The following is a 22,842-nucleotide window of genomic DNA, read 5'->3' as shown; positions in this document are numbered from 1 at the left end:
ATCATTTGAAGATCTCTCCTTTTTAATTACCTTAAATTGTTAACAAATTCTTTGAACCGATTTAAATCCGTTAAAGCTTCATTGCAGGATTCACTATTTTCGCAAATATAATTACCTTTTTTCGTATAAGTCCCAAGAGCTGTTCCATTTTTTGAGACCATAAGCATACCAACTTTTGAATGTTGATTACAAACAGAGCATATTCCCATTTTTTCAGTATGACTGAATACGCCACGTACACCTTTTAAAACCCCATCATCATAATAAACTACATACTTACGATTGGAGCCCGAATCAATCCAACTTAAATAGGATATTTCGCTCCAGTCAATGGCTTCAGTCTTTGGTAGCTTTAATTTCTTATCTTTTGGAAATAGCTTTTTAATTTCACTATCTGTCGGTGCCTTGAAAGGAATCACGTATTGTTTTATTTCACTCGCAAATAATTCAAACTGTTCTTTTGTTTGTATGTTGAAAATAGGTTGTAATAAAAGCTGTTGTTCGATGTCATGGAAGGTTAATTTCTCATTAATCTCCTCTTGCACTAGAGCATAAATCGCATTGATTACATTTTTATCTTTAGATGTCGTATTTGCATTTAATATTTTTTTTGCTTGTTTTTTAATAAATTGATATTGCTCGACATTCATAAATTTTGTCATGTTGAACACTCCTTCTGCTCTAGGTTACAGAAAAAGCTTTCTAACATCAATTATGGAAAATGATTTAAAATAAACTCGCCATAAAAAAGAGTACGAGTCAACTTTGAATCGCACTCTTTATTAATACCCTAATAATGTTTAGATTCACATTTTTTATAAACAATTTTTTTAATCGTTTCAACAGATAAAGCAAATTCTTTTGAAAGCCTTTCTAGAGAAACGCCTTCTTTAAATAATTGTCTTATTTCAGCATTTCTATTTTCTAATCGTTGACGCTCACCAGAAAGAACGCCCCATTTGACTTTATTTTCGTCTTGTTTTGGAATATAAATTAAATCACCTTGAACATACTGCTGCAATTCTGCAAGTAGATGTTTAGGTAAGATATCGTTTGCATTTACATAACGCATTGTAAACTCTCCTTACTTTATATTTTAAAGTTAAGGGCAAAGCGTTATGAACAATAGACTTTCACTTAGGCGATGAATAGGATTCACCCCATGCAAAGTATCGCCATATTATTCATAGGCTTTGCATGAGTTTTTGTAGTAAGTGGCACAATATTTTGAAATGCCATACCGTCACTTCCTTTAAATTAAGTCTAATGAAATATAAATATATCCCATATCCATATTTTATTTGGAACAGTCACATTTATCAATTATATAGCAGCTTCCTTTGTATTTTTTACAATCACGTTTGACCGCTGCAACCCTATCGGATAATTCTTCAGCAACTTCGTAATGTTGTTCTTGATTTGTTATTACGGCTATTGATAATGACATTATTGAAATATTCTCCATCTGCCCTGATCTTCCCTTTATTTTTAGAGTTGGATCAGATAAATGGTCTGAATCATAAAATTCCGGAATAGTTCCATCAAATTCTTCAATAATTTTTTGGCAAATTGGTTCAACGTCGTAATGGGGGATGATAGCCATAAAGTCATCACCCCCGATATGTCCTAAGAAATAGCCAAAATGAAGAACATTTCTTTTCAATATTTCGGTTAGATGTAAAAGTACTTTATCTCCTCTATTAAAGCCATATAAGTCGTTATAGGTTTTAAAGAAGTCAATATCAAAATATAAAATACTATATTGTTCAAGGGATATTGTTTCGACAAGTTTTTCATTGATTAAGTGATTACCTGGCAAACTACTTAACGGATTAAGGAAACTCGCTAATTCGACCTGTATTTCTACAGATTTCATCAGTAATGCACGAATACTTACGACACCTGAAAATCTCCCGTCTTTCGTAACGATGACATCATCATATAAATCTTCTTCTTCTCGTTCCATTGCTAAACGGCTGACTTCCGTAATCGATTGAAAATAGTCAACAATCAGAGGATTCGTTTTTGCTAAAAGTTTACTTTCCCGTCCCATAAAAAGATTATATCCATACAAAGTCCCGATTTTTTGATAAAAATGGGTTCTTGTTATATGTGCAATCGGCTTTTCATGATGTACGACAACTATGCCTCGCATATTAGGATTAGCCGTAAACATTTTATCCACTTCTTTATTTTTCACTGATGGATCAATATAAGGGACCTTTTTTACGATTTTCCCTATATTTGTTTCTACTTCTCCTATTTCCGTCACCATTTGATCACCTTATTTTTCAATGGGATATTTTAAAAATTGGGGATTTTTCCAAATGAAATTTCTTGCTGAGGTTTACCCAATGCATAACCTTGAGCATATTGAATACCAACCGATTGAAGATAATGCAATTCTTCAACTCGTTCAATGCCTTCTGCAATAATTTTTGTTTTTGATTGTTCAGCAAAATTATTAATTAATGACACTAACTGTTGCCCAGCTACGTTTTGATCAATATTTTGAATAAGGGAGCGATCTAGTTTGATAAACTCTGGCTTTAAATAAATGAGCGTTTTTAAGCTATTGTAACCCGACCCAACATCATCGATGGCGATTCGATATCCTTGTTCTCGATAATTCGATAACACTCTCTCGAATTCTTTAAAGTCGGTTACTGCACTTCTTTCTGTTAATTCAAACACTACATGCTCTGGCTGAATACCCATTTCTTTTATAAATTTAAAGGTCTCTCCAGCATGGTAGTTTTTATCAAGTAATACATAGGGATGTATATTAATAAACAAGACAAAATCATCTTGAAAATTTTGTTTCTTCAGCCTTTCTGTATATCTTTTAATAGAAAGATTTCTACAAAAACGTTCGAAGGGAAACACAATATTTGTTTGACCAACAAACTCATAAAATAAATCGGTATTTGAAAAAAGTTGTGTCCGTATGGGACGATTTAATGCTTCAAATCCAAAGGTCTCACCGTTTTTAATATTCACGATAGGTTGAAAATAAGTTTCTAAGGATTCTTCCTTAATAATTTTCATCAATTCTTTATATCTCTTAAAATATATCAGCTCTTCATGTCTACGACTAAATATATGCTTAATATAGGAAAAAAGATTAATTGAGCTTGTTTTGGTATATAGGGCTGACTTCATAATTTTCTCCTAATTATAAAGGGATTATTTCCTATACTATTCTTTTATTGTTAACTTGATATTAATCTTACATTAACCTTTGTAAAATAAGACATTCCGCTAATATGTTAGTAATGCAATTCCCTATTTCAGTTCATTAATTTTCTTCGTAAGCTCTTTAAATCGTTGATCCAATTCTAAGTATTGTGCATCCTTTGGTGTCATAAAACTCAATTTCCCCAGTACTTCCTGTCTTTCTGTCTCGTATTTCAGAAGTTGTTCCTTTTTATTGTCGATTGGTTCGGGCGGATTTTCGATGACTTTGACTACACTTTTATTTTTTATTTCTAGTTTATGATTTGTCGTTTTTTCTATAAAATATCGATCGTGGGAAACGACGATTAGTGTACCATTGTATGTTTCTAGCGTTCTCTCAAGCTGCTCTCTTGACGGTAAATCCAGATGGTTTGTTGGTTCATCCAAAATAAGAACGTCTTTTTCTTCCAATATATATAACATGAGCTTACATTTAACTCGTTCACCCATACTCATGTTTTGGATGGGCTGGGTCCAAGCAGATTTTGAAAACCCAAGATGCTTCAGGAGATTTCGAACTTTTCCTTGTTCTTCAAAGGATTCACGATGAAATAATTCCTCAGGTGTGTTCTCTAAAGGTAAATCAAATACTTCTTGTGTTAAATAGCCGATTGAAGCAGATGGCGATATCCATAGTGTACCTTCAGCATGTTCTTCACCAATCAGAATTTTTAAAAGTGTCGTTTTTCCACTACCATTGGAACCGACTAAAGCAATCTTCTCTCCGTGTAAAATCGTAAAATTAACATCTTCAAATAAAGTTCTCTTTCCAAAAGTCTTTTTCAGACTCTTTACTTCAAAAAAACGTTTCCCGCGCTTTTCATTGGCTTTTAATGTGAAGTGAACTTCATATTCATCATCAACACGTTCTATTTTTTCTTTTTCTAGCTCTTTTTCGAGTCGTTTTCTTTTTGATTTTATTTGAGTATCCATTCTTTTTGCTTTTACGCGATAAAATTCTTTAAATCCCTCTTTTTTCGTCGATTCTCGATGTGCCTTTTCTGACCAGCTTGATAATTCATTTATTTGAGACTCAATTTCTGCAATCATTTTCTGCTGTTTTTCGAAGGCCCTTTTTTGAGATAATCGTTTTTGCTCTCTTTCTTTCATATAACTCGTGTAGTGTCCAGTATGTTCAATTAATTTCTTGTTCTCAATAGACCATATTTTAGTGACTACTTTATCTAAAAAATAACGATCATGGGATACTAAAATAACGGTACCTTTATATTGCTTTATTTCCTCAATTAGTAACTGAGCACCTTCTTCATCTAAATGATTCGTTGGTTCGTCAAGTAATAACAAATTCGCATTAGTAGTAAAACCTTTCGCTAGTCTTGCCTTTAGCTTTTCACCACCACTGAGATGGACATACTCATTTGCTGGAACATGCCATTTGGATAAAAGTGCCGCCTCCTCTGTATTCAGTTCATTCGGAGTAAAATGCTCCTTCTCCTGTTCAACAAAGGAAGTGGTTATATTATCCTGTAGCCATTGAATGTGGCCTTTCGTTGGCTGTATTTCACCCTTTATCATTTGAAGCAAGGTTGATTTACCAGCACCATTTTTGCCGATAATACCAATAACGTCTCCCTGATGAATTGAACAACTTACATTTTCAAATAGTCTATTATCCTTTATTTCAAATTGAATATCCTGTAATTTACAAATCTCTTTCATAATATCTCTACCCTTCTTAAGGGAGAAAAAAATCCTCCCGTTTTTTTCGGAAGGATTAGTCTTTTTACATCTCTAAAAAAGCTATCTTTAATTACAGATAACTTGAATTTATAATGAAAATGGGCAGACTAATCCTATTTTGTTGAAATAAACATTTTATTTATCTCAGAACTAAAATAAGATTATTTGTCCATTGTCCACCCATCTTCCCTTCATTTCGTAGTTGGCATCATTGTACCACAGATTTATCGAATAGTTCTATTCTTTCCACCATGATTGGTAAAATGAAACTTCACCATTCACTAATTAGAGTTATATTTTTCTATCGCAATTTTTATATGTGCTAAATGATGATTTGCGTGCCATGCACATTTTAACAAAGTTTCAGCTACTGTGACTTTACCATCTACTGAATGGATGAATCCTCTATTTAATTCCACCTCTGATAAATCTCCTCCTAAATGCACGATACGTTCATTAATTCCTTCCATCATTTTTAAGGAACTCTCTAAAGGCATTTCAGTATCTGGTAGTATAGCCCACTTTTGCTGGTCGAATGCAGAAATTGAAGGAGCATCAACGGTTAAAGCCAATTTTATCCGCTGATATAAATTCAATTGAGCATCTGCTATATGATGTACAAGTTGTTTCACAGTCCAGCTTCCTTCTCGATAAGTACTTTGAAGTGCCTCATCACTTAAAGAGCTAACAGCTTGTCGTAATCTAGTAGGTAACGTTTCAATCTCTTTAAGCCACCCTTGAATATCTTCGGATGTAATTGTTTCTGGAATTTCCATTTTTCCAATCGGATATCTTTCGTCCATTCTTACTCCCCCTGTTCTTTGCTTTAAATTATTCATATAGACATACATTCATGCTTACTTGGAATGTTCTAATAAGTAATCAACAAGCTTTAGCAAAATAATTGCATTTTCTTTCGGTGGATTCTTTTCCAATATTTCTTCTTTTGTTTGGACAAATTCTCCGCCATCTAAATAATCTTCATCTGCTTCAACTAGAGCCTTTAATGTTTCAACTGTTGATTCAAAATGAAATTGAAGACCAATCACATTCTCCTTATAAAGAAATGCCTGATTTTTGCATATTTCTGTTGAGTAGAAAGTAATTGCTTCCTTTGGTAATGTAAATGTATCGCCATGCCAATGCAATACCTCTAATGTATCTGGCAAGAAATTAAATGGCGTTTCATTAGATGTTTTATGAATAGGCCACCAACCAACCTCTTTGCCAGCTCGATTTTCCATAACTTCTCCACCAATGACTTCTGCAATTAACTGCGCTCCCAAGCAAATCCCTAGTACGGGCTTATTTTGATTGATCACATTTTTAATAAATGCTTTTTCTTCTTTTAGCCAATTATACGGATCATAAGCTCCCATTGGGCCACCTAAAACGATTAATAAATCAACCTCTTCAACATTAGGAAATGTATATTTTTCAAACATCTTAATGATTTCATAGTTAGATAAGTTTTCTAAAATTCCTGGCGTTTCGAATGGAACATGTTGAATAATATATGTTTTCATAGTTATCGCTCCTAAGCTATATCATTAGTCCTATTCTACCTATTATAATATTCCTATTTATTTATTGGAAGATGTCAACTAAAGACTTATTTTATTCCATCTATAAACACTTCTATTAAGTAATGAAAAAATCCTTCAAATCCGCAATAATCTATCTAAATTTTCAGAATTTAACATTAACACGAACCTTTTATTTTTAAGACTACAAATTATTTCATTCTAATAAAAGTAATTTTCAGGATTCGCTCATATTCAGCAATTTTTAAGTTAATTAAGCTAGTTGTAAACAAAGGCTAGAATATTACATGATATAATTTGAAGTAAGCTTTTTTAACATACTAAATAAAGGACGAAGAATTATGAAAAGACCAATGGATATCACCTATGAATATTTAAAAGAAAAAATATTAAATGGCACTTTTCTTCCCTCTCAAAAGCTAAACGAAATCGACCTTTCTAAAGAAATTGGTGTGAGTCGAAATACAATTAAAAAGGTTCTGTTAAAGTTAGAAAAAGAGCATCTCGTCGTGACTGAGGATAATAAAGGAGCCACGGTAAAAGCCTATACACTTGAAGAAGTGATAAATTATTTCGAAATACGGGAGGTGCTTGAGGCTCTAATTATAGATAGTGCTATCAAAAATATAACCGATCACGACATTTTAAAATTAGAAGAAATTTATAATAAAATGGAATCCACCTTAAATGAAGTGAAATTTGTTGAATACCCCACATTAAACAAACAATTCCACAATATCATTTACTCCTTAAGCTCAAATAAACAAGCTGTTGAAATGGTAAATATGATTAAATCCCAGCTACAAAAGTATCATTTACGTACAATTTTAATACCGGGTAGAAATGAAAGTTCTTGCCATGAGCATAAAGCAATTTTAAGTGCAATTCAAAACCGTGACCCTTCTGCTGCTAAAATAGCCATTCAAACACACATAGCGAATATTCGAAAAACAATCGTGTCAAATTATAATCTTTTAATGTAACTTATAATCTTGTTGTTTAATCAAATTTTAGTATCTCGAAATTGTTTAGTAAATCGGATTCAAAACGGCTAGTTTATAGTTAAAATAAATGGTACAAAAACAAAGAAGGAGCATAGTTCATAAACTGCTCCTTCTTTCATTATTGTTTATTGTTATTTTCCTTTTCAATAACTTCCCGCATTCTCTTAAGTCGCTTAATATCACTTTTCTTTATTGGGATTATTTCATGTTTTAGCATCTTCCACATTGTAATTCCAAGCAATAATAAAATGATCGCAAATGGTAGGGCTGCTATTAATGATGCTGTTTGTAATGCATCTAAACCACCAGCATATAGTAACACTGCTGAAATTGCTGCCATCAATACCCCCCAAGTTAGCTTTGTAACAACTGTAGGGGACATGGAGCCTTTTGACGTCATACTTGCCATGATAAATGTTGCTGAATCCGCTGAAGTAACTAGGAATGTGAAAATTAATACAATTCCTATGATAGATGCAATTGTTGCTAGCGGTAAATTATTTAAGGTTTCAAAAAGTGCCACAGTAATGTCTTTATTCACTAATGTTGCAATATCTGTTTCTTTATATAAATCTAACCAAATAGCTGTTCCACCGAATGTCGCAATCCAAAAACACGAAATAACAGGTGGGACTATCAGAACCCCGATAATAAATTCTCGTATTGTTCTTCCCCTCGATACTCGTGCAATAAAAGCCCCAACGAAAGGTGACCAGGCGATTGCCCATGCCCAATAAAAGACTGTCCAATCCTTTACCCATGATCCATGTCTATACGGTTCCAGTCTCAAGCTGTATTCCACAAAATGAGTAATATAATCGCCAATTGCTAATGTAAAGGATTCGAGAATAAACACAGTTGGCCCCATGATAAATACAAAGGCTAATAAAAGAATGGCTAAACCCATATTTACGTTACTGAGAATTTTTATCCCTTTCTGTAAACCAGTTGTTGATGAAAGCATGTAACCAACAAACATAACCGCAATAATTGCTATTTGTACTCCAAAATGGACTGGTAAGCCGAAAACTGCATTTAAACCGCCATTCGTTTGGAGAACACCTAGTCCAATAGAAGTCGCTACACCCATTACAGTTGCTATAACAGCAAAAATATCAATCGTATTTTTTATGCCTTTTTTCGATCCTGTAATCGGTTCTAATGATGTAGAGATTAATAAATCCTTCTTTTTATTAAATTGCATATAACACATTACGAGACCCATTAACGTGTAAACGGACCATTGACTAATGCCCCAATGGAAAAATGAATACCCCATCGCAAGACGTGCACCCTCTGCTGTTAATGGCTCAACATTTTCTGTAGGTGCAGTAAAGAAATGACTCATTGGTTCTGCAACACCCCAAAAGACAAGCCCTACTCCTAGACCTGCTGAGAACAACATAGAAATCCATGTAATAAAAGAAAACTCAGGTCTTGCTTCGTTGCCTCCCAAACGGATTGAACCAAATTTACTAATAGCTAAAAATAGTAAAAATAAAATGATAATAAATACGGTAAGTAAGTAAAACCAAGAGAAATAAGTCGTGGTTAAATTAAATACATATGTTGCGACTTCACCGAATTTTTTAGGAACAATTGCTCCTATTGCAACTAAAATTGCGATGACTATTGCCGATACGGAAAATACAGGATTTTTCAAGATATTCTTCACTTCATACACTCCTAACATAACTTAAGTTTATATTTTACTATTCCATTCATTATCATGCGTAAGAAAAATTGTTATGTGGGATATGTAAAAAAAGAGCCCAGTAATTAAAGCCCAGGCTCCTGTTGTTGACAAATAATTATAACATACTAAAATTCATCAATCGTTCACTCAAGTTTTGGTTCTTCTTTTAACTTTAATATCGGAATAATAAATAATACACCAATTAGGAATAATACTCCAGATAAAAGATATATTCCAGAAAGTGTTAGTGGAATTTTAAGCATTCCTGAAATGGACATACCAATAACCATAGTTCCCATAAACATTGGTGACAGTACTCCATTTACCCGACCAATAAATGCAGTTTCTGTATTTTTTAAAATTAAAGTATTAATCCCAATTTGAATACAAGGTAGGAACAAACCATTGATAAACTGTAAAATAATCGTTAACACAACATTAGTTGAGTAACCAATAATGATAGTACCTATCATACTGACTGAAATCCCGATCATTAATAGTACTTGTGGCGAAATTTTCTTTGATAAAGAAAAAATAATTGCACCACCAAGCAACATTCCGATACCACTTGCCATTAGCAACCATTGTAAAAACTCTTTTGTCATCCCTAAGTTTTCAATCGCTATAAAAATAGCCAATGGTTGAACAATCCCTACTGCCAAACCACAAACTGCAAAGATTATTCCCATTGCTTTTAAAATTCTACTAGATAATACATACTTGAACCCGTCAATAAGCTCTTGTTTAAAATTAGCTTGAACATTTTTCTCATTTTCAATATCCTTCGGTAAAAATAATAAGACAAGTGCTGAACATAAAAACATTACGCCCATAATACCGATGGAAATATAAATACCGTATTTTTGATATATTAGTGTTCCAATTACCGGACCAATTACCATAAAGATGGCCATTAACGATTGGAACATCGCCATAACTGATTGAAGTTCACTTCCTGGAACATGCTGTTTAAACAACCTCATTGCTGACGGCATAGAGAATTGAGATAAAATTGCAGAAACCAATGTCGCAAGGAAAATCATATACCAAGATCCATAAAATAAAGTTATGAGTACAACAAAAATTGATACAGCGGATAGGAAGTCACACCAAACCATTGTGAGCTTTGGTTTCCATCTATCTGCAAACGTCCCTCCAATAAACGAAAAGATAAAAATTGGCGCAAATTCCGCTACGGATATTAAGGATATATAAATAGGGTCATTGTTTGTTATTTCCGTAACATACAGTAGGATTGCAAAGTTTCTAATCCAAATACCGAGCTGTAGCAAAACGTTTGACGCCATTATGGCTAACACTATTCGGTTAGCAAAGATTTTCCTTGATTGCTGTTCTGTTAGCATTGAGACCTCCAAATGATATTCTTGATATGCTTAAATACTCTCTTTTTTTACTAATCTAGTGATACCAAAGAAGAATATAAAAAACAATAAAACACAACTCATTTAAACGTTAATGAGCTTCCAACCAATATTAGTACGTTATATAGACGATTAAGTTTCACTTTTCGTGTAAAGTTTATTTCGCTTCTAAAATTATTTCCTACGAAATAATAAGTGCAAAAAATATTATCCATATGTAGAGATATTTCCCTCAATGAAAAATTTAAAAGACCCGGAAAATAAATTCCGGGCCATTCTCACTCATCCTCCATGATTACCTCACCCTCAATTTACAAAGTCTCAAGATTCAATTTTTTGAATTAGTGAGATGTATGCTTTTCTTGAAGGTGCTTCGGCGGGTAGTTCATGACAATCCCTCCTGAATTCATATCGGATAAAGTGAATTAGTGATTCACAAAATCCTAAATGATGTTACCAGTGTCTTGCTTTCGCATTTATTCTCAGTATTTGGGTATTCAGAGGAACCTCTGTTTTACCATTTACTAGAGATTTTTGCAGCTTCGGCTTAGACCAGTTTCGGCTTAGCTTTTGAGCTTTTGGATTGAAATCTCCTGGACCACTCAAGTGCAGCTCACCTCTCATCATTATTGGATTCCTTTGTGAAACCGATTTTAGTATGAGTAATCAATACTAACTTATTCATCTTAATTTAAAATCCAACGTAAAGAATATATCATTTATCATGCATAACGTTATTATCTTTGAGAAAAATAAAACTAGCTTGTATTTTTCAACAAGCTAGTTTTATTATCCGTTTGCCTTAATCTCTTTCTTTTGGTTTTTTAACAAATAAAAGAAGTAGAATAAAGCAGCTATTCCAAAAATAGTAGCACTACCTTGAATCGTTGTTAATGTTTGATAAGAGTCAGCTAGGACACTTCCAATTGCAGGACCAATCATTACACCCAGACCTTGGATGCTTGAGAAAATACCCCATCCCACCGCTTTTAATGATTCTGGGATATATGCTGCAACAAAGGAATTCCAAGCTGGTAAAAATAGCGCGTAAAACACCCCTAAAACAACTACAACTGTAATAATCACTGCTAAACCTGGCTTTGTTCCAAGCGCAAATAATGCAGTAGCAAAAATGACAAATCCAATGATACACAGAATGATCTTATTCTGAATATTATCAACCAATTTACCAAGTGGAAACAGCGCTACTACTAGGCTCGCTCCACCTATTAATATTAATAATGTGTACTGATTTGTTGTAAGATGTAAATCATTCTTTGCAAAAACAGGGAGAATCGGTATTAGCATCCCCATTCCAATCCCTTGGAAAAGGATACCTGGTACAACGACTTTACTTTTACTTACTAGCTCTTTTGTAATATTCCACTGTTTTTTAACGTCTATCTTTTCCACACAAATATTTCCAGTATTCACGATAGTATACATGAGCCACGCTACTATTGTTAACCCTGGAAGTAACCATAATAAATTATCTATATTAAACTGCATTAAATAGTTCAACGTAACGTAGCCCGAGCCTAGACCAAGCAACCAACCAAGATAAACGACACTAATTCGTTGCCCTCTTTTTTCTCCTGCTGCTTTCGTTAGCAAGTAAATCCATATCGGACATGACGCAATACCTGAAAATAGAGCACTGATAATCAATGTAAAGCTATTAGGCCATAAAGTAAACATGCTTAAACTTGCTGTTAATACAAAAAAGCTTAAATGGAGTACCCGATTACTACCTAAGTTTTCTATAATATATCCCATGACAAAATTTGCAAATGTATCACCTATAAAGTGAATTGAAATTGCTACTCCGACAATCGCTAATGATATTCCAATTGGATTAATGGTTAAACTTGGAAGATAACTTATTACATAAGCACCTCTAACAAATTCAACTAATACTAATGGAATAATTAGTAGATAGAATTCATATTTAATAGATTTCATAAATTACACAATTATCCTGTTCATTTTTTCTTTATCAGAGTATAAAGCGATGTCTAAAACATCCTGACATATTACCTCTGAAGAATTTTCGTTGTATAGAGCTTTCATACTCTTTTTCATGCTGAGACGTAACTTTTCATCTTCTAATAAATTTAGGATACTTCCTAGTAAGAGTGATGGACGCTCTACTTGGATTGCTGCGCCTTTACTTTCAAAGAAAAGAGCATTTTCTTTTTCCTGACCAGGAACTGGACGATACAGAATTAATGGCACCTGAACAGCCAATGCTTCACTTAAAGTAATGCCACCTGGCTTTGTCACCATCACAGTAGCCATTTTCATTAACTCATCCATTTTATTCGTATAGCCAAAAATCACTACGTTTTTATTTCCGGCAAACCTTGTTTCCAAAGTATTTTTCAACTCTTCGTTCTTACCACAAACAACCATTATCTGATTTCGATTTCCATCTAACAATTTATTCATTGTTTCATCAAAATCTTTTAAAACACCATAAGCACCAGCAGCAATTAATACAACGGGACGACTGCTATCTAATTGATATGCATCAAATAACGCTTGTTTATCGTACTCTTCCTCAAAAATCGAGTCGATTGGAATACCCGAAACCTTTATTTGTTCACATGAAAAACCTTGATTCATTAAGTCACATTTCAACTGTTCCGTTGCTACATAATATCGGTCAACCTCTTCGTGAATCCAATTTTTATGTGCATAGTAATCAGTAACTACATGAACAATCGGGATTTGTGCACCTGTTCTCTTTCTGAATTCAGGTACAACTAACATCGGAAACGTATTGACAATAATATCAGGCTTTACTTCATCAACGAGTTGTTTCATGGTACTCATACCGTATTTATTTAGGAAATCATACGATACAATCCTCTTATTTTTACTTCCTCCATAATAAAGGAAACCGTAAATCTTTTTACCATAAGTAAAACTTTTAATATATAAATATTTGGAAGCCTTCGTTAGGATAGGATGGGAGGCTAAGTATAAATCGGACTCCACTATATTGTCTTGATCCACCCCTAGTTTCAAGAACATATCTTTTAAGGTTTTTGTCACCTTTAAATGACCATTGCCATAGCTACCTGTTAATAACAAGATCTTCGGGTTCCATGTCATGTTTGTCACCTTTTATCACCTTCGTTAAAATATATATCTATAAAAGAATACATTGCAATTATTAACCAATTATAAAATAAACATTAAGTTTAAGATTAAGATTTGCAAAACTACCCCCTATTTTCAAAATAAAGGTAAATGCATCTTATAATTCTTTATTATATGTGATAAATGCATTTTAAGTATAGTACTTTTTTATAAGTGTACCATTCACCAAACATCATTTCACCCATTAAAATTTATCTTACTAACTGATATTATACTGCGATGGATAAATATTCAAAATTCTAGCCCTCATTATTTTAAAATAACATATAAAATGAGAGCGCTTAACTGCTAGGTAACAGTTGAACCCTCTCATCTCTAACTTTTAATGGCTAAAAGCTTCACTATATTTTCCAGTCATTTTTTCAATTTCAATTTCAAAGAGTTCTGTTTTCGGAAGTGCTGGATAGCCACCCTTTTCGAATTGCCAATTAGGGTCTCCATATTTTTTCCAAAGCTGATCATAGAACCATTCTTTCTTTGAATCCTCTGTTATATGTTGAATCGTCCCAAAAATGACGACACTCGTATATGCTAATGCAGATTGACAAGCATATTTTTTCCCCGGAATGATTTGCCCCATTTCACAAACTTCAACAGATACTTTTTGATTATTTTTAACGTTTGTCCAAAAGTGACTTTCTCTCAAGTTCCCTATATGTATATATAGTTTAGATCCACCTTCATATACGTATACAAACGGAATAACATATGGATATCCGTCTTCCCCGACACTTGCAACATGTGCCACTTGCGCCTTCATTAAAAAATGCTCTGTATCTTCTACTGAGAATTCTCTTTTTTTATTGTTCATTATCCCTTTCATAAATCCCATCTCCTTTATAAATATATATTCTAAATACATCTTTTAATTTCCTTTCTATTTTCGAAATTTTTTCATTTACATATGTTGGTTGTTGATATTTCTAAATTTCTTAAATTATGATAAAATTGTCTTGATTAATTGTAGGGGGTTAGGTTAATGGGAAGCAAAGTACAAAAATTAGATGCAAAAGTAGTGCCAGAGCGTTTAGAAGAAGCTTTAGTTATTCGTGATCGTTTAATTCTTCAGTTAATTATTAATGTTCTAGATGAAAAACAAGTTTTAGAACGCCACATTGTTAAAGAACGTGTAGCAAATTTAATTGAACTTTCTGATCATGATGCAGACTTAAAAGAAACATTACATGCATTAGTTAACAAAATTTAAGATTACTTAATCGAAAAAGATGTACATAGATTTTATATATGTACATCTTTTTTTCTAATCTAACCTATTTCATAACTGAAAAAGGAGGGTAATATGAAGATTGTTGCATTTATTGGTAGCTCTCGGCCAAATGGAAATACGGAAGTTTTAACGGATGTGCTTTTAGAAAACATAAATGTTAGAAAGGTATATTTAAAGGATTTAACGATTAAACCTATTGAGGATATGCGTCATACAGAAGAAGGGTTTCCTATTGTAGATGATGATTATGATTTAATCCTAGATGCGATTTTGGAAAGCGATATGCTTGTTTTTTCTACGCCAATTTATTGGTATAGTGCAACAGGCCTGATGAAAAATATGATTGACCGTATTAGTCAAGCCATTCGAGATCAACGGTATCCAAATTTAAAGGAACATCTTAAAACAGTTGAGACGTTTGTCGTTGCAGTTGGTGGAGATAATCCCCGAATTAAAGGTTTACCATTGATTCAGCAGTTTAAATATACGTTTGATTTTTTAAATATGCCTTTTACGGGATATGTAATAGGAAGAGCGAGTAAGCCCAAGGAAATTTTGCAGGATAAAGTCGCTTTATCCCAAGCTCGATTAATGAATGAGCAAATTAAGAAGCTCATACAATCTAGGGAGCAAAGTTAATATCGTCATATAAAAACCTTTAACTTTTCATTTCAGGAGTTAAAGGTTTTATTCTGTAAAAAGTATTCTATATGGCCTATTTTCTCTATATAAATGGGAAAACAAAAGGAACAAAGTAAACAAGATTGTGAGTATAGTGTATTTTACTAACAGATTGATTGTTGTTTAAAAGCGAAAACTCTATTGTAATGGCCGTTTAGACATTCTACAACTGGCGTTTTGTCTTTGTATAAATGGTTTATTAAGGTTATATTGTAAATTCCCATTTTATATAATAATTTCTATTGGACAATCATACACTTTGTTAAGTTTAAACTGAGAAAGTGGAGGTTAATCCTTTGGGAAGTGCATTGTTATATATGGTATTATTACGTATTTTATCAGGAAGTATTGATATTGCAGCTGCAGGACTCATGTATAAATTTCAGAGCTTAGAAAAGGCTTTAACAATTAATACGATGCTTGCTTTAGTCGGACCTACAGCAATGATTATTACAACAAGTATAGGTGTAGCAGGACTAGGTGATCGTATATCCCTCGGGAAAATTATTTGTTTATTTAGTGGTATTGTTCTAATTTTAATCAGTATGCGAATGAAGTAATTTTGTATAATTTTAGATTTATGTGTTGGATTCGTGATTTTATGTTCGATTTCGGCAAAATACTGTGCGACCTAAGTCTTCCAAAGCTAACATTCATTCGCCAATAATATCAATCACTTAAACCAACCTCTACGCCAAAACCAAAGCAGCATCGCTACACCTATAAACCCCATTAAACCTAGTGATAAAAAGTAGCCGTATTCCCATGTTAACTCTGGGATGTTTTCAAAATTCATTCCGTAAATACCGGCGATAAATGTTAAGGGTGCAAAAATAGATGTAATAATCGTTAGCATTTTCATCACATTGTTCGTTTGATGAGAGTTTAAAGATAAATAACTATCTCGAATATCTGCCGTTACCTCTCGATTTGTCATGACCATCTCAGATAGCTTTAGCAAATGGTCATATATATCATTAAAGTATTCTTTTCTTTCTTCAATTCGGTTCAAATTCAAATGATGCGAATTTAACATCCGATAAAGCAAATCACGCATCGGATTAACGATATGCAGTAGATTTAAAAGCATATTTCTCGTCTCGAATAATTCATCCATTAATTGATTCATTGATTTATTTTCAGTTCTTTTTATCATGGATTCTAACTCATCTTCTATTTTATAGACGATTGGGAAATAATTATCGACGATTTTATCCAGTACTTCATAAAATACATAATATGGATCCCATTTTTCAAGCCTTTCTTGAGCTAATAACATACTCCAAACTTTATTCACTTCAATAGAAGGATTTTTATGAAATGTAACGATGTATTTTTCGCTTATAAAAAAGTCTACTTCATCTTTAATTATATCGTTTTCTTCTTCATGAACCGTATGTGTGACAAAAAATGTATACTCCCTGTAGTAATCTAATTTTGAGCGTTGAAATTCTTGTACACAGTCCTCGATGGCTAATGGATGAAAATGAAAAGTATCAGATAAAAGCTTAATTTCATCCTCTGTTGGTTCACTAAAATCCACCCAATACCATTTAAAGGACATTAAGTCGATGTTTGTGGTGAACGTGTTTTTTTCAAGATGATCTTCATTTGTTATACCAATGAAATTGATCATAATTTTACTTCCTTCTTTTTTATAATTATTTCAATTCTTATAAAGCTTATTATTTGTTGAAGAGGTGTCTTTTACGCATCAATTATTTGGACAACTCTTAGAATCAATAAAAGAGTATCAAATTCCATATGAGGTTTTTGATACTCTTTTATTTTGACTAACTAAGACTTTTAATTGATTACTTCAACTTCCTTAACGGCTTCTATTTCTTCATTTTCCACCGTGTTATCACTAATTAAACTTGCAAGTACATGTACTCTTAAGATAATGCCCTGTATCTCTTCCTCTTCATTTACGACCACTAGAGGATATTTTGACTCTAACGCATATTGAATAATGTCTTGTACATAGTCTTCTGGACGGACAGTTTTAACGTTTGTAGATAACACGTCCACCAGTGCTTTTTTCTGTTTTATTCCATCAATGGCTCTGTCTATCGTAATCATTCCTTGTAGCTGTCGATTTCGATTTGTGACAAAGGCACTGGAAATGCCATTCTCGCGCATGACTTTTACGGCAACATTTAGACCTTCTTCTAGCGATACAAGCCCGTATGGATTCACCATGATATTTTCTGCCTTTAAAATCTTGGATCGATCAATATCACGTATGAAGTCTGTAATATAGTCATTTGCAGGTTCCTCTAAAATTTCTTCAGGGGTTCCAATTTGTTCAACCATTCCATCCTTCATAACGGCAACTCGATCGCCGATTCTAAACGCTTCGTTTACATCATGGGTAATAAAGATAATCGTTTTTTTAAGACGATTTTGTAGGTCGAGTAATTCCAATTGCATTTCTCTACGAATCAGCGGGTCAAGGGCACTAAACGGCTCATCCATTAGTAATATGTCTGGATCATTTGCAAGAGCCCTTGCAATACCAACTCGTTGTCTCATACCACCAGAAAGTTCGTCTGGAAACTTATGCTCATAACCCTTGAGCCCGACAATTTCCAGCTGTTTTTGAGCAATGTTATAGCGCTCTTCTTTCGTTAAACCGCGAATTTCAAGGCCATATGCAATGTTCTCTAATACTGTACGATGACTAAATAAACCAAAATGCTGAAATACCATAGCGATTTTTTTCTGACGGAATTCTTTTAATTGAGTGCGGTTATACTCAACAATATTTTCTCCATCAACATAGATGGCACCTGAAGTTGGCTTATTTAATAAATTCAAGCAGCGAATTAAGGTAGACTTACCACTTCCCGACAGCCCCATAATGACAAAGGTTTCACCTTCCATAACCTCCATTGAGGCATTGAAAACCCCCACTGTATGACCTGTCTTTTTCAAGATTTCGTCTTTAGGCATTCCTTTTTCTACTAAAGGAATTACCTTTTTTGGTCTTGGGCCGAATATTTTAGTGACACTATCAATCTTTATTTTTAATGTCATGCGAAATTCCTCCTTTGTCTTTGAAGACGATCCGCAATGCCATCTGTAACTCGATCAATAATGATTGCTAAAAATACAATACTAATCCCTGCTTCAAAACCTAAAGATATATCAATTCGGTTAATAGCGTATAATACCCGCTCTCCTAATCCTTGCGCCCCAACCATAGACCCGACAACAGCCATTGCTAAGGCCATCATAGTAGTTTGATTGACCCCTGCCATAATTGTCGGCAATGCTTGTGGCAGTTGAACTTTCATAAGCATTTGGAAATGAGAAGATCCAAAAGATTGAGCTGATTCAATTACTTCCTTATCAACATTGCGTAATCCTAGCTCTGTTAAACGGATGACAGGAGGAAGTGCATAAATGATCGTAGCAATTACTGCTGGGACATTTCCTAATGGGAAGAAAAAGATGACAGGAATAAGATATACAAAACTTGGCATTGTTTGCATTGCGTCAAGAATTGGCCGCATTATAACTGACATAGCTTTGCTAAAGGCCATACCGATCCCTAATGGAATCCCTATTAAAAGAGACAACACTACAGATATTAAAACAACGGATATGGTCGTAATGGTTTCCGGCCAAAGTTCAAAGGTCCCTATTAAAAACATGAAAAAGGCATAGAGTACCCCACTATATAAACTTTTAAAATACCAGCCTATGGCAAAGACAATTACAATAAAAATCCACCATGGTATTGCTAATAGTCCAGATTCTAACCACTTAATTAACGAAGATGCGATGACAAATATGAAATCAAAGAAACGTTCAAAATTATTTGCTAAAAAATCAATAAATGCTGCAACACCATCTCCGATTGGTATTCGAATATTAAAAAAATCGTCCATTTTTACAGACTGCCTTTATCGCAGTCTATTCACCTCACATTTTGGAGTTTGGTTAACTATTATTGAAGAGAAGCTTTCACTTTTTCAGCTACTTCCTCTGGTACCCATTCAGTCCAAATAGCTTCATTCTCCTTTAACCACCACTCGGCCGTCTCATCAGGGTCTAACTCATTTTCACCCATATACTTCAGCATTTCTTCTGTTGCTGCGTTACTAGATTTATAGTTGCTTAAAAACTCTGCTACTTCACTAGCTTGATTAGGAAAATCCTTATGAACAGAAATGACAACATCGTTTGGCGGGAATTCAGTTCCTTTTGTACTTTCCCATGTTTCTGCTTCGTAAGGATTGTCTTCAAGCAATGTTAAATCGTAAGAAGCCGTAACCCATGTCGGCGACCAATAATAACCTACCCATGGCTCTCCTTTTTGGTATGCACCAGCTAATTCTGCAACGATGGCAGCATCCGAACCCGGTGCTAAGTAATTGTAATATTCGTCAAGTCCATATGTTTCAAGTTTCGTCTCCAAGTGTTCACTAACTGCCCAACTCGATGGCGCACCGATTACACGCCCTTTACTGCTATCTTCTGGGTCTTGGAAAATTTGCGGATACTTTTCTAGGTCTTGAACCGTTTTTAAGTCTGGTGCAACTGGTTCAATACCTCTTTCTGCATCGCCTTCTATCACGTAAGTTGGAACATATAATCCTTGTGTATTATCAGCAAAATTTGTTGCTAATGTAACAATATCGCCTTTTTCAAGCATCTCTTCATAGATATCTTTTACATTATCTGTCCATACTTCCATATAAACATTGATATCTCCTTGCTGAAGTGCCTGCATTGTAGCGGCGGTTGTACCATTTGTAACCTCAGTCTCGTAGCCATAGCCTTCCTCAATAATAGTTTGTGCAATACTATTATGGACTCTTATACTATCCCACCCGGCATCTGCAAACTTAATTACATCAATGCTATTTGCGTTCTCCTCGCTATTACCACAGGCGGTTATGAGAAATACCGCAAATAATAAACACGTAAAAATAATTTTTTTCATAAACTTTTGATCCCCTTTATTCATTTTTTTAAATTAGATGCTCCTATAACACCTCTCTTTCATTATGTTTTCTAGAATAATGCTGCACTTTTGAGCAAAATTCACTTAGATGCAATTTTCAGAAAAATGAGCTCCCAATTTATAGTCATCTATGATACATCAATTTCTGAAAATTATCAAGTTTATAAACTATTAAACAATTCGCTTTATTTTTCTAACATAATAAAAAACTTTTCGATAATAGGAAAAAATCAATTTTCTGTAGATGATTTTTTGTTTATTGTTTATTTAATGTGTCCTTTTCAACAACATATTTTCGTTTTGTAATTTGTTATGCCAGAATTGTTCGAAGTAATGAAAATAAATAAAAATGCTCACCTAAAGTTCAGGGAGCATCATTGGTGTTGTATTAAATTATTTTATGTAGCTTTGTATTTCTTGCACGATTTCATCAATATTTCGATTTGTTGTTGAAATACGGATAAACTCGCCTTCCAAACTATTAAATTCTTTTAAGAAACGATTTAATAGTTCTTTGTCGTCTAATTGATTATCTAAGAAGCCTCTTCCTCTTAAATTTAAACGTTTTTGACGCTCTTCTTCCTCAACATCCAGATAGAAAATGTAGTCTGGTTTACGAATGGAATATAAATTTGTCTCATATTCGTAAGCCACATCCACACCTTTTGCACGATGTGATACGACTGTATCAATAAAGTATCGCACACAATAGACGTTGCCATCTTTTTTACTCATTGTGTCATTGATAAGCTCTGATAAATAGACATTTGAAGCTAAATAGTATAAATAATGGGATGCTGGTGATACACTATACAATTTTTCATCCAACTCATGGCGATTTGTCGAGAATGGAAAAGGTGGTGATTTGAGCTTAGTAGAACCTGAATCTGCCATATGTAAATGTTCAGCTACAGTACTTGTACCGCTACCATCAAGACCTGTTAATACAATTAGTTTACCCATGTTGTACACCTCAATTTAATCGAGTTTTCTACTATCCTTTAAGAGTAGTATACGATATTTCATAGTAGATGGCTTTAGAAATTTTACCCTTTATGTATCGTACTTGATTCCATTGCTTCAACACTTGTTCTTGTATACTTCTCTTTATAGATTTCTATAACTCTACTAAATTGAGCTGCTAATACTTGTTGGAACATCATCCCAAAGACCACAGGCATAGCGACCTTAGCGGGGAAATAAGTACTTGCAATAACAACTCCTACCGCAATGTTTCGCATTCCTCCAGCGAATACAAAAGATGTTACAATACTTTCCTCTCTCCATAGAAAATGGCCTGTGACTAAACAAAAAACATATCCCGATATAGAAATAAACAATACAACCAATATAATCGCGATAATATCCCACGTAATATTTTTTAAGTATGGTGCAATAACACTACTATTTATCATGACGATTAAAAATAGACTGATTTTCTGAAATGGCGCCAATGTTTTCCCCAATGTTTTTTCGATACGTCCTTTTGTATATTCATTAAGAATCAAGCCGACAATCGAAGGTAATACAATCATCCACAATAAATCAACCATCAGTGATAAAGTATCAATTTCAACTGCTTGACCTACCACTATATGTACTAGCGTTGGCATCACAAGTGGCGCAATAAGTGTATCGATTAAAATGATGGACAGACCTAGAGTTAAATGTCCTTTACATATACTAATCCATATAAAACTGGTAACTCCTGTAGGCACAGCAACAGACAAAATAAACCCTAATGTTAAAAATTGATCATGAAAAAAGAAACTAGACACCAAATACGCCCATAAAGGCATTAAAATATGTAAAAAGGCAATAGATGCTAAAATAACCCATGGATATTTTATAAAACTTTTTAATCCTTGGAGGTTTAGACTTAGACTACTAGCAAGTGTCATAAATGCGAAGATCCAAGGAACTAAAAACATCACTTGACTACCTACTTCTTCTAAAAAAACCCCTATAACAAGACTTAATGGCGTCAAAACCGGCATTAACTTTTGAAGCCTACTATTTATTTGCTCTAACATTCCGAGCCTTCTTTCTATAAAATCATTTGATTACAATTATTACTCACTAAAATAGTTTTGGAATGGGACTATTTTACTTTTAATTTACATTAAACTACATAAATACCAGTCTCTTCGAATCAGACGGTTGTTTTATTTACAATCCATACTCATCTTTTATTTCCCACCACTTATGTTTCAAAATAATCCACTTACT

Annotated in this window: 23 protein-coding genes; 4 read left to right on the top strand and 19 right to left on the bottom strand. The window is 33.6% G+C overall.

Annotation, left to right across the window (positions count from 1 at the left end; translation table 11 throughout):
• Positions 1 to 26: 26 nt before the first annotated feature.
• From CD30_RS03940 to CD30_RS03910, 7 genes are all read right to left on the bottom strand, one after another.
• Positions 27 to 662 (bottom strand): FusB/FusC family EF-G-binding protein, encoded by a 636-nt coding sequence (locus tag CD30_RS03940; protein ID WP_036172698.1) that lies wholly within the window; start codon positions 660 to 662, stop codon positions 27 to 29.
• A gap of 128 nt (positions 663 to 790) precedes the next feature.
• Positions 791 to 1,072, bottom strand: a complete 282-nt coding sequence (locus CD30_RS03935) for a CD3324 family protein (RefSeq protein WP_036172696.1) — start codon at positions 1,070 to 1,072, stop codon at positions 791 to 793.
• A gap of 225 nt (positions 1,073 to 1,297) precedes the next feature.
• The gene (locus CD30_RS03930) at positions 1,298 to 2,272 is read right to left on the bottom strand and encodes a GGDEF domain-containing protein (protein ID WP_235802000.1); all 975 of its coding nucleotides are present in this window, start codon (positions 2,270 to 2,272) and stop codon (positions 1,298 to 1,300) included.
• A gap of 32 nt (positions 2,273 to 2,304) precedes the next feature.
• On the bottom strand, positions 2,305 to 3,048 hold the full coding sequence (locus CD30_RS03925; RefSeq protein ID WP_235801999.1) for an EAL domain-containing protein: 744 nt from the start codon (positions 3,046 to 3,048) through the stop codon (positions 2,305 to 2,307).
• Positions 3,049 to 3,285: 237 nt separating this feature from the next.
• Complete coding sequence (abc-f, locus tag CD30_RS03920) at positions 3,286 to 4,917, bottom strand: ribosomal protection-like ABC-F family protein (protein ID WP_036172690.1); 1,632 nt, start codon at positions 4,915 to 4,917, stop codon at positions 3,286 to 3,288.
• A gap of 302 nt (positions 4,918 to 5,219) precedes the next feature.
• Positions 5,220 to 5,741, bottom strand: coding sequence for a YfiT family bacillithiol transferase (locus CD30_RS03915; RefSeq protein ID WP_036172688.1), 522 nt, complete (start codon positions 5,739 to 5,741; stop codon positions 5,220 to 5,222).
• A 54-nt stretch (positions 5,742 to 5,795) separates the two neighbouring features.
• Positions 5,796 to 6,464 (bottom strand): type 1 glutamine amidotransferase, encoded by a 669-nt coding sequence (locus CD30_RS03910; RefSeq protein ID WP_036172687.1) that lies wholly within the window; start codon positions 6,462 to 6,464, stop codon positions 5,796 to 5,798.
• 359 nt (positions 6,465 to 6,823) lie between these two features.
• Between CD30_RS03910 and CD30_RS03905 the strand changes: the two genes are divergently transcribed.
• Positions 6,824 to 7,465, top strand: coding sequence for a GntR family transcriptional regulator (locus tag CD30_RS03905; RefSeq protein ID WP_036172685.1), 642 nt, complete (start codon positions 6,824 to 6,826; stop codon positions 7,463 to 7,465).
• A gap of 139 nt (positions 7,466 to 7,604) precedes the next feature.
• Here the strand turns inward: CD30_RS03905 and CD30_RS03900 are convergent, their stop codons facing one another.
• The 6 genes from CD30_RS03900 to CD30_RS03880 all read right to left on the bottom strand — a co-directional run bounded on the left by CD30_RS03900 (position 7,605) and on the right by CD30_RS03880 (position 14,552).
• Positions 7,605 to 9,179 carry a BCCT family transporter gene (locus tag CD30_RS03900; protein ID WP_036172683.1) on the bottom strand — a complete coding sequence of 525 codons (1,575 nt, stop codon included), beginning with the start codon at positions 9,177 to 9,179 and terminating at the stop codon, positions 7,605 to 7,607.
• A 146-nt stretch (positions 9,180 to 9,325) separates the two neighbouring features.
• A complete protein-coding gene (locus tag CD30_RS03895; protein ID WP_036172681.1) occupies positions 9,326 to 10,546 on the bottom strand; it encodes an MFS transporter in 1,221 nt (406 codons plus the stop codon).
• A 471-nt stretch (positions 10,547 to 11,017) separates the two neighbouring features.
• Complete coding sequence (locus tag CD30_RS19715; protein WP_084077633.1) at positions 11,018 to 11,188, bottom strand: YpzG family protein; 171 nt, start codon at positions 11,186 to 11,188, stop codon at positions 11,018 to 11,020.
• A gap of 165 nt (positions 11,189 to 11,353) precedes the next feature.
• Positions 11,354 to 12,526, bottom strand: coding sequence for an MFS transporter (locus CD30_RS03890; protein WP_036172679.1), 1,173 nt, complete (start codon positions 12,524 to 12,526; stop codon positions 11,354 to 11,356).
• 3 nt (positions 12,527 to 12,529) lie between these two features.
• Positions 12,530 to 13,681 (bottom strand): MGDG synthase family glycosyltransferase, encoded by a 1,152-nt coding sequence (locus tag CD30_RS03885; protein ID WP_036172677.1) that lies wholly within the window; start codon positions 13,679 to 13,681, stop codon positions 12,530 to 12,532.
• Between the two features lie 370 nt (positions 13,682 to 14,051).
• Entirely contained in the window at positions 14,052 to 14,552 is a 501-nt protein-coding gene (locus CD30_RS03880; protein ID WP_036172675.1) for a pyridoxamine 5'-phosphate oxidase family protein, read from the bottom strand.
• Positions 14,553 to 14,708: 156 nt separating this feature from the next.
• Between CD30_RS03880 and CD30_RS03875 the strand changes: the two genes are divergently transcribed.
• The 3 genes from CD30_RS03875 (at position 14,709) to CD30_RS03865 (ending at position 16,198) form a co-directional block, all read left to right on the top strand.
• Positions 14,709 to 14,936 carry a hypothetical protein gene (locus CD30_RS03875; protein ID WP_036172673.1) on the top strand — a complete coding sequence of 76 codons (228 nt, stop codon included), beginning with the start codon at positions 14,709 to 14,711 and terminating at the stop codon, positions 14,934 to 14,936.
• 93 nt (positions 14,937 to 15,029) lie between these two features.
• Positions 15,030 to 15,596 (top strand): flavodoxin family protein, encoded by a 567-nt coding sequence (locus tag CD30_RS03870; protein ID WP_036172671.1) that lies wholly within the window; start codon positions 15,030 to 15,032, stop codon positions 15,594 to 15,596.
• A gap of 359 nt (positions 15,597 to 15,955) precedes the next feature.
• The gene (locus tag CD30_RS03865) at positions 15,956 to 16,198 is read left to right on the top strand and encodes a YqhV family protein (protein ID WP_052126035.1); all 243 of its coding nucleotides are present in this window, start codon (positions 15,956 to 15,958) and stop codon (positions 16,196 to 16,198) included.
• A 113-nt stretch (positions 16,199 to 16,311) separates the two neighbouring features.
• Here the strand turns inward: CD30_RS03865 and corA are convergent, their stop codons facing one another.
• The 6 genes from corA to CD30_RS03835 all read right to left on the bottom strand — a co-directional run bounded on the left by corA (position 16,312) and on the right by CD30_RS03835 (position 22,646).
• Positions 16,312 to 17,274, bottom strand: a complete 963-nt coding sequence (gene corA, locus CD30_RS03860) for a magnesium/cobalt transporter CorA (protein WP_036172667.1) — start codon at positions 17,272 to 17,274, stop codon at positions 16,312 to 16,314.
• A gap of 170 nt (positions 17,275 to 17,444) precedes the next feature.
• Positions 17,445 to 18,677, bottom strand: a complete 1,233-nt coding sequence (locus CD30_RS03855) for a quaternary amine ABC transporter ATP-binding protein (RefSeq protein ID WP_036172665.1) — start codon at positions 18,675 to 18,677, stop codon at positions 17,445 to 17,447.
• A complete protein-coding gene (locus CD30_RS03850) occupies positions 18,674 to 19,534 on the bottom strand; it encodes an ABC transporter permease (protein ID WP_036172663.1) in 861 nt (286 codons plus the stop codon). Before CD30_RS03850 ends, CD30_RS03855 begins: the two co-directional genes overlap by 4 nt.
• 59 nt (positions 19,535 to 19,593) lie before the next feature.
• Positions 19,594 to 20,592 carry an ABC transporter substrate-binding protein gene (locus tag CD30_RS03845; protein ID WP_036172662.1) on the bottom strand — a complete coding sequence of 333 codons (999 nt, stop codon included), beginning with the start codon at positions 20,590 to 20,592 and terminating at the stop codon, positions 19,594 to 19,596.
• A gap of 414 nt (positions 20,593 to 21,006) precedes the next feature.
• A complete protein-coding gene (locus CD30_RS03840; protein ID WP_036172661.1) occupies positions 21,007 to 21,576 on the bottom strand; it encodes a nucleoside/nucleotide kinase family protein in 570 nt (189 codons plus the stop codon).
• An 83-nt stretch (positions 21,577 to 21,659) separates the two neighbouring features.
• Positions 21,660 to 22,646 carry a bile acid:sodium symporter family protein gene (locus CD30_RS03835; RefSeq protein WP_036172659.1) on the bottom strand — a complete coding sequence of 329 codons (987 nt, stop codon included), beginning with the start codon at positions 22,644 to 22,646 and terminating at the stop codon, positions 21,660 to 21,662.
• Between the last annotated feature and the right edge of the window lie 196 nt (positions 22,647 to 22,842).

It is taken from the genome of Ureibacillus massiliensis 4400831 = CIP 108448 = CCUG 49529, assembly GCF_000772965.1.
Lineage (GTDB): Bacteria > Bacillota > Bacilli > Bacillales_A > Planococcaceae > Ureibacillus > Ureibacillus massiliensis.
This window is presented reverse-complemented; position numbering and strand designations above follow the sequence as displayed.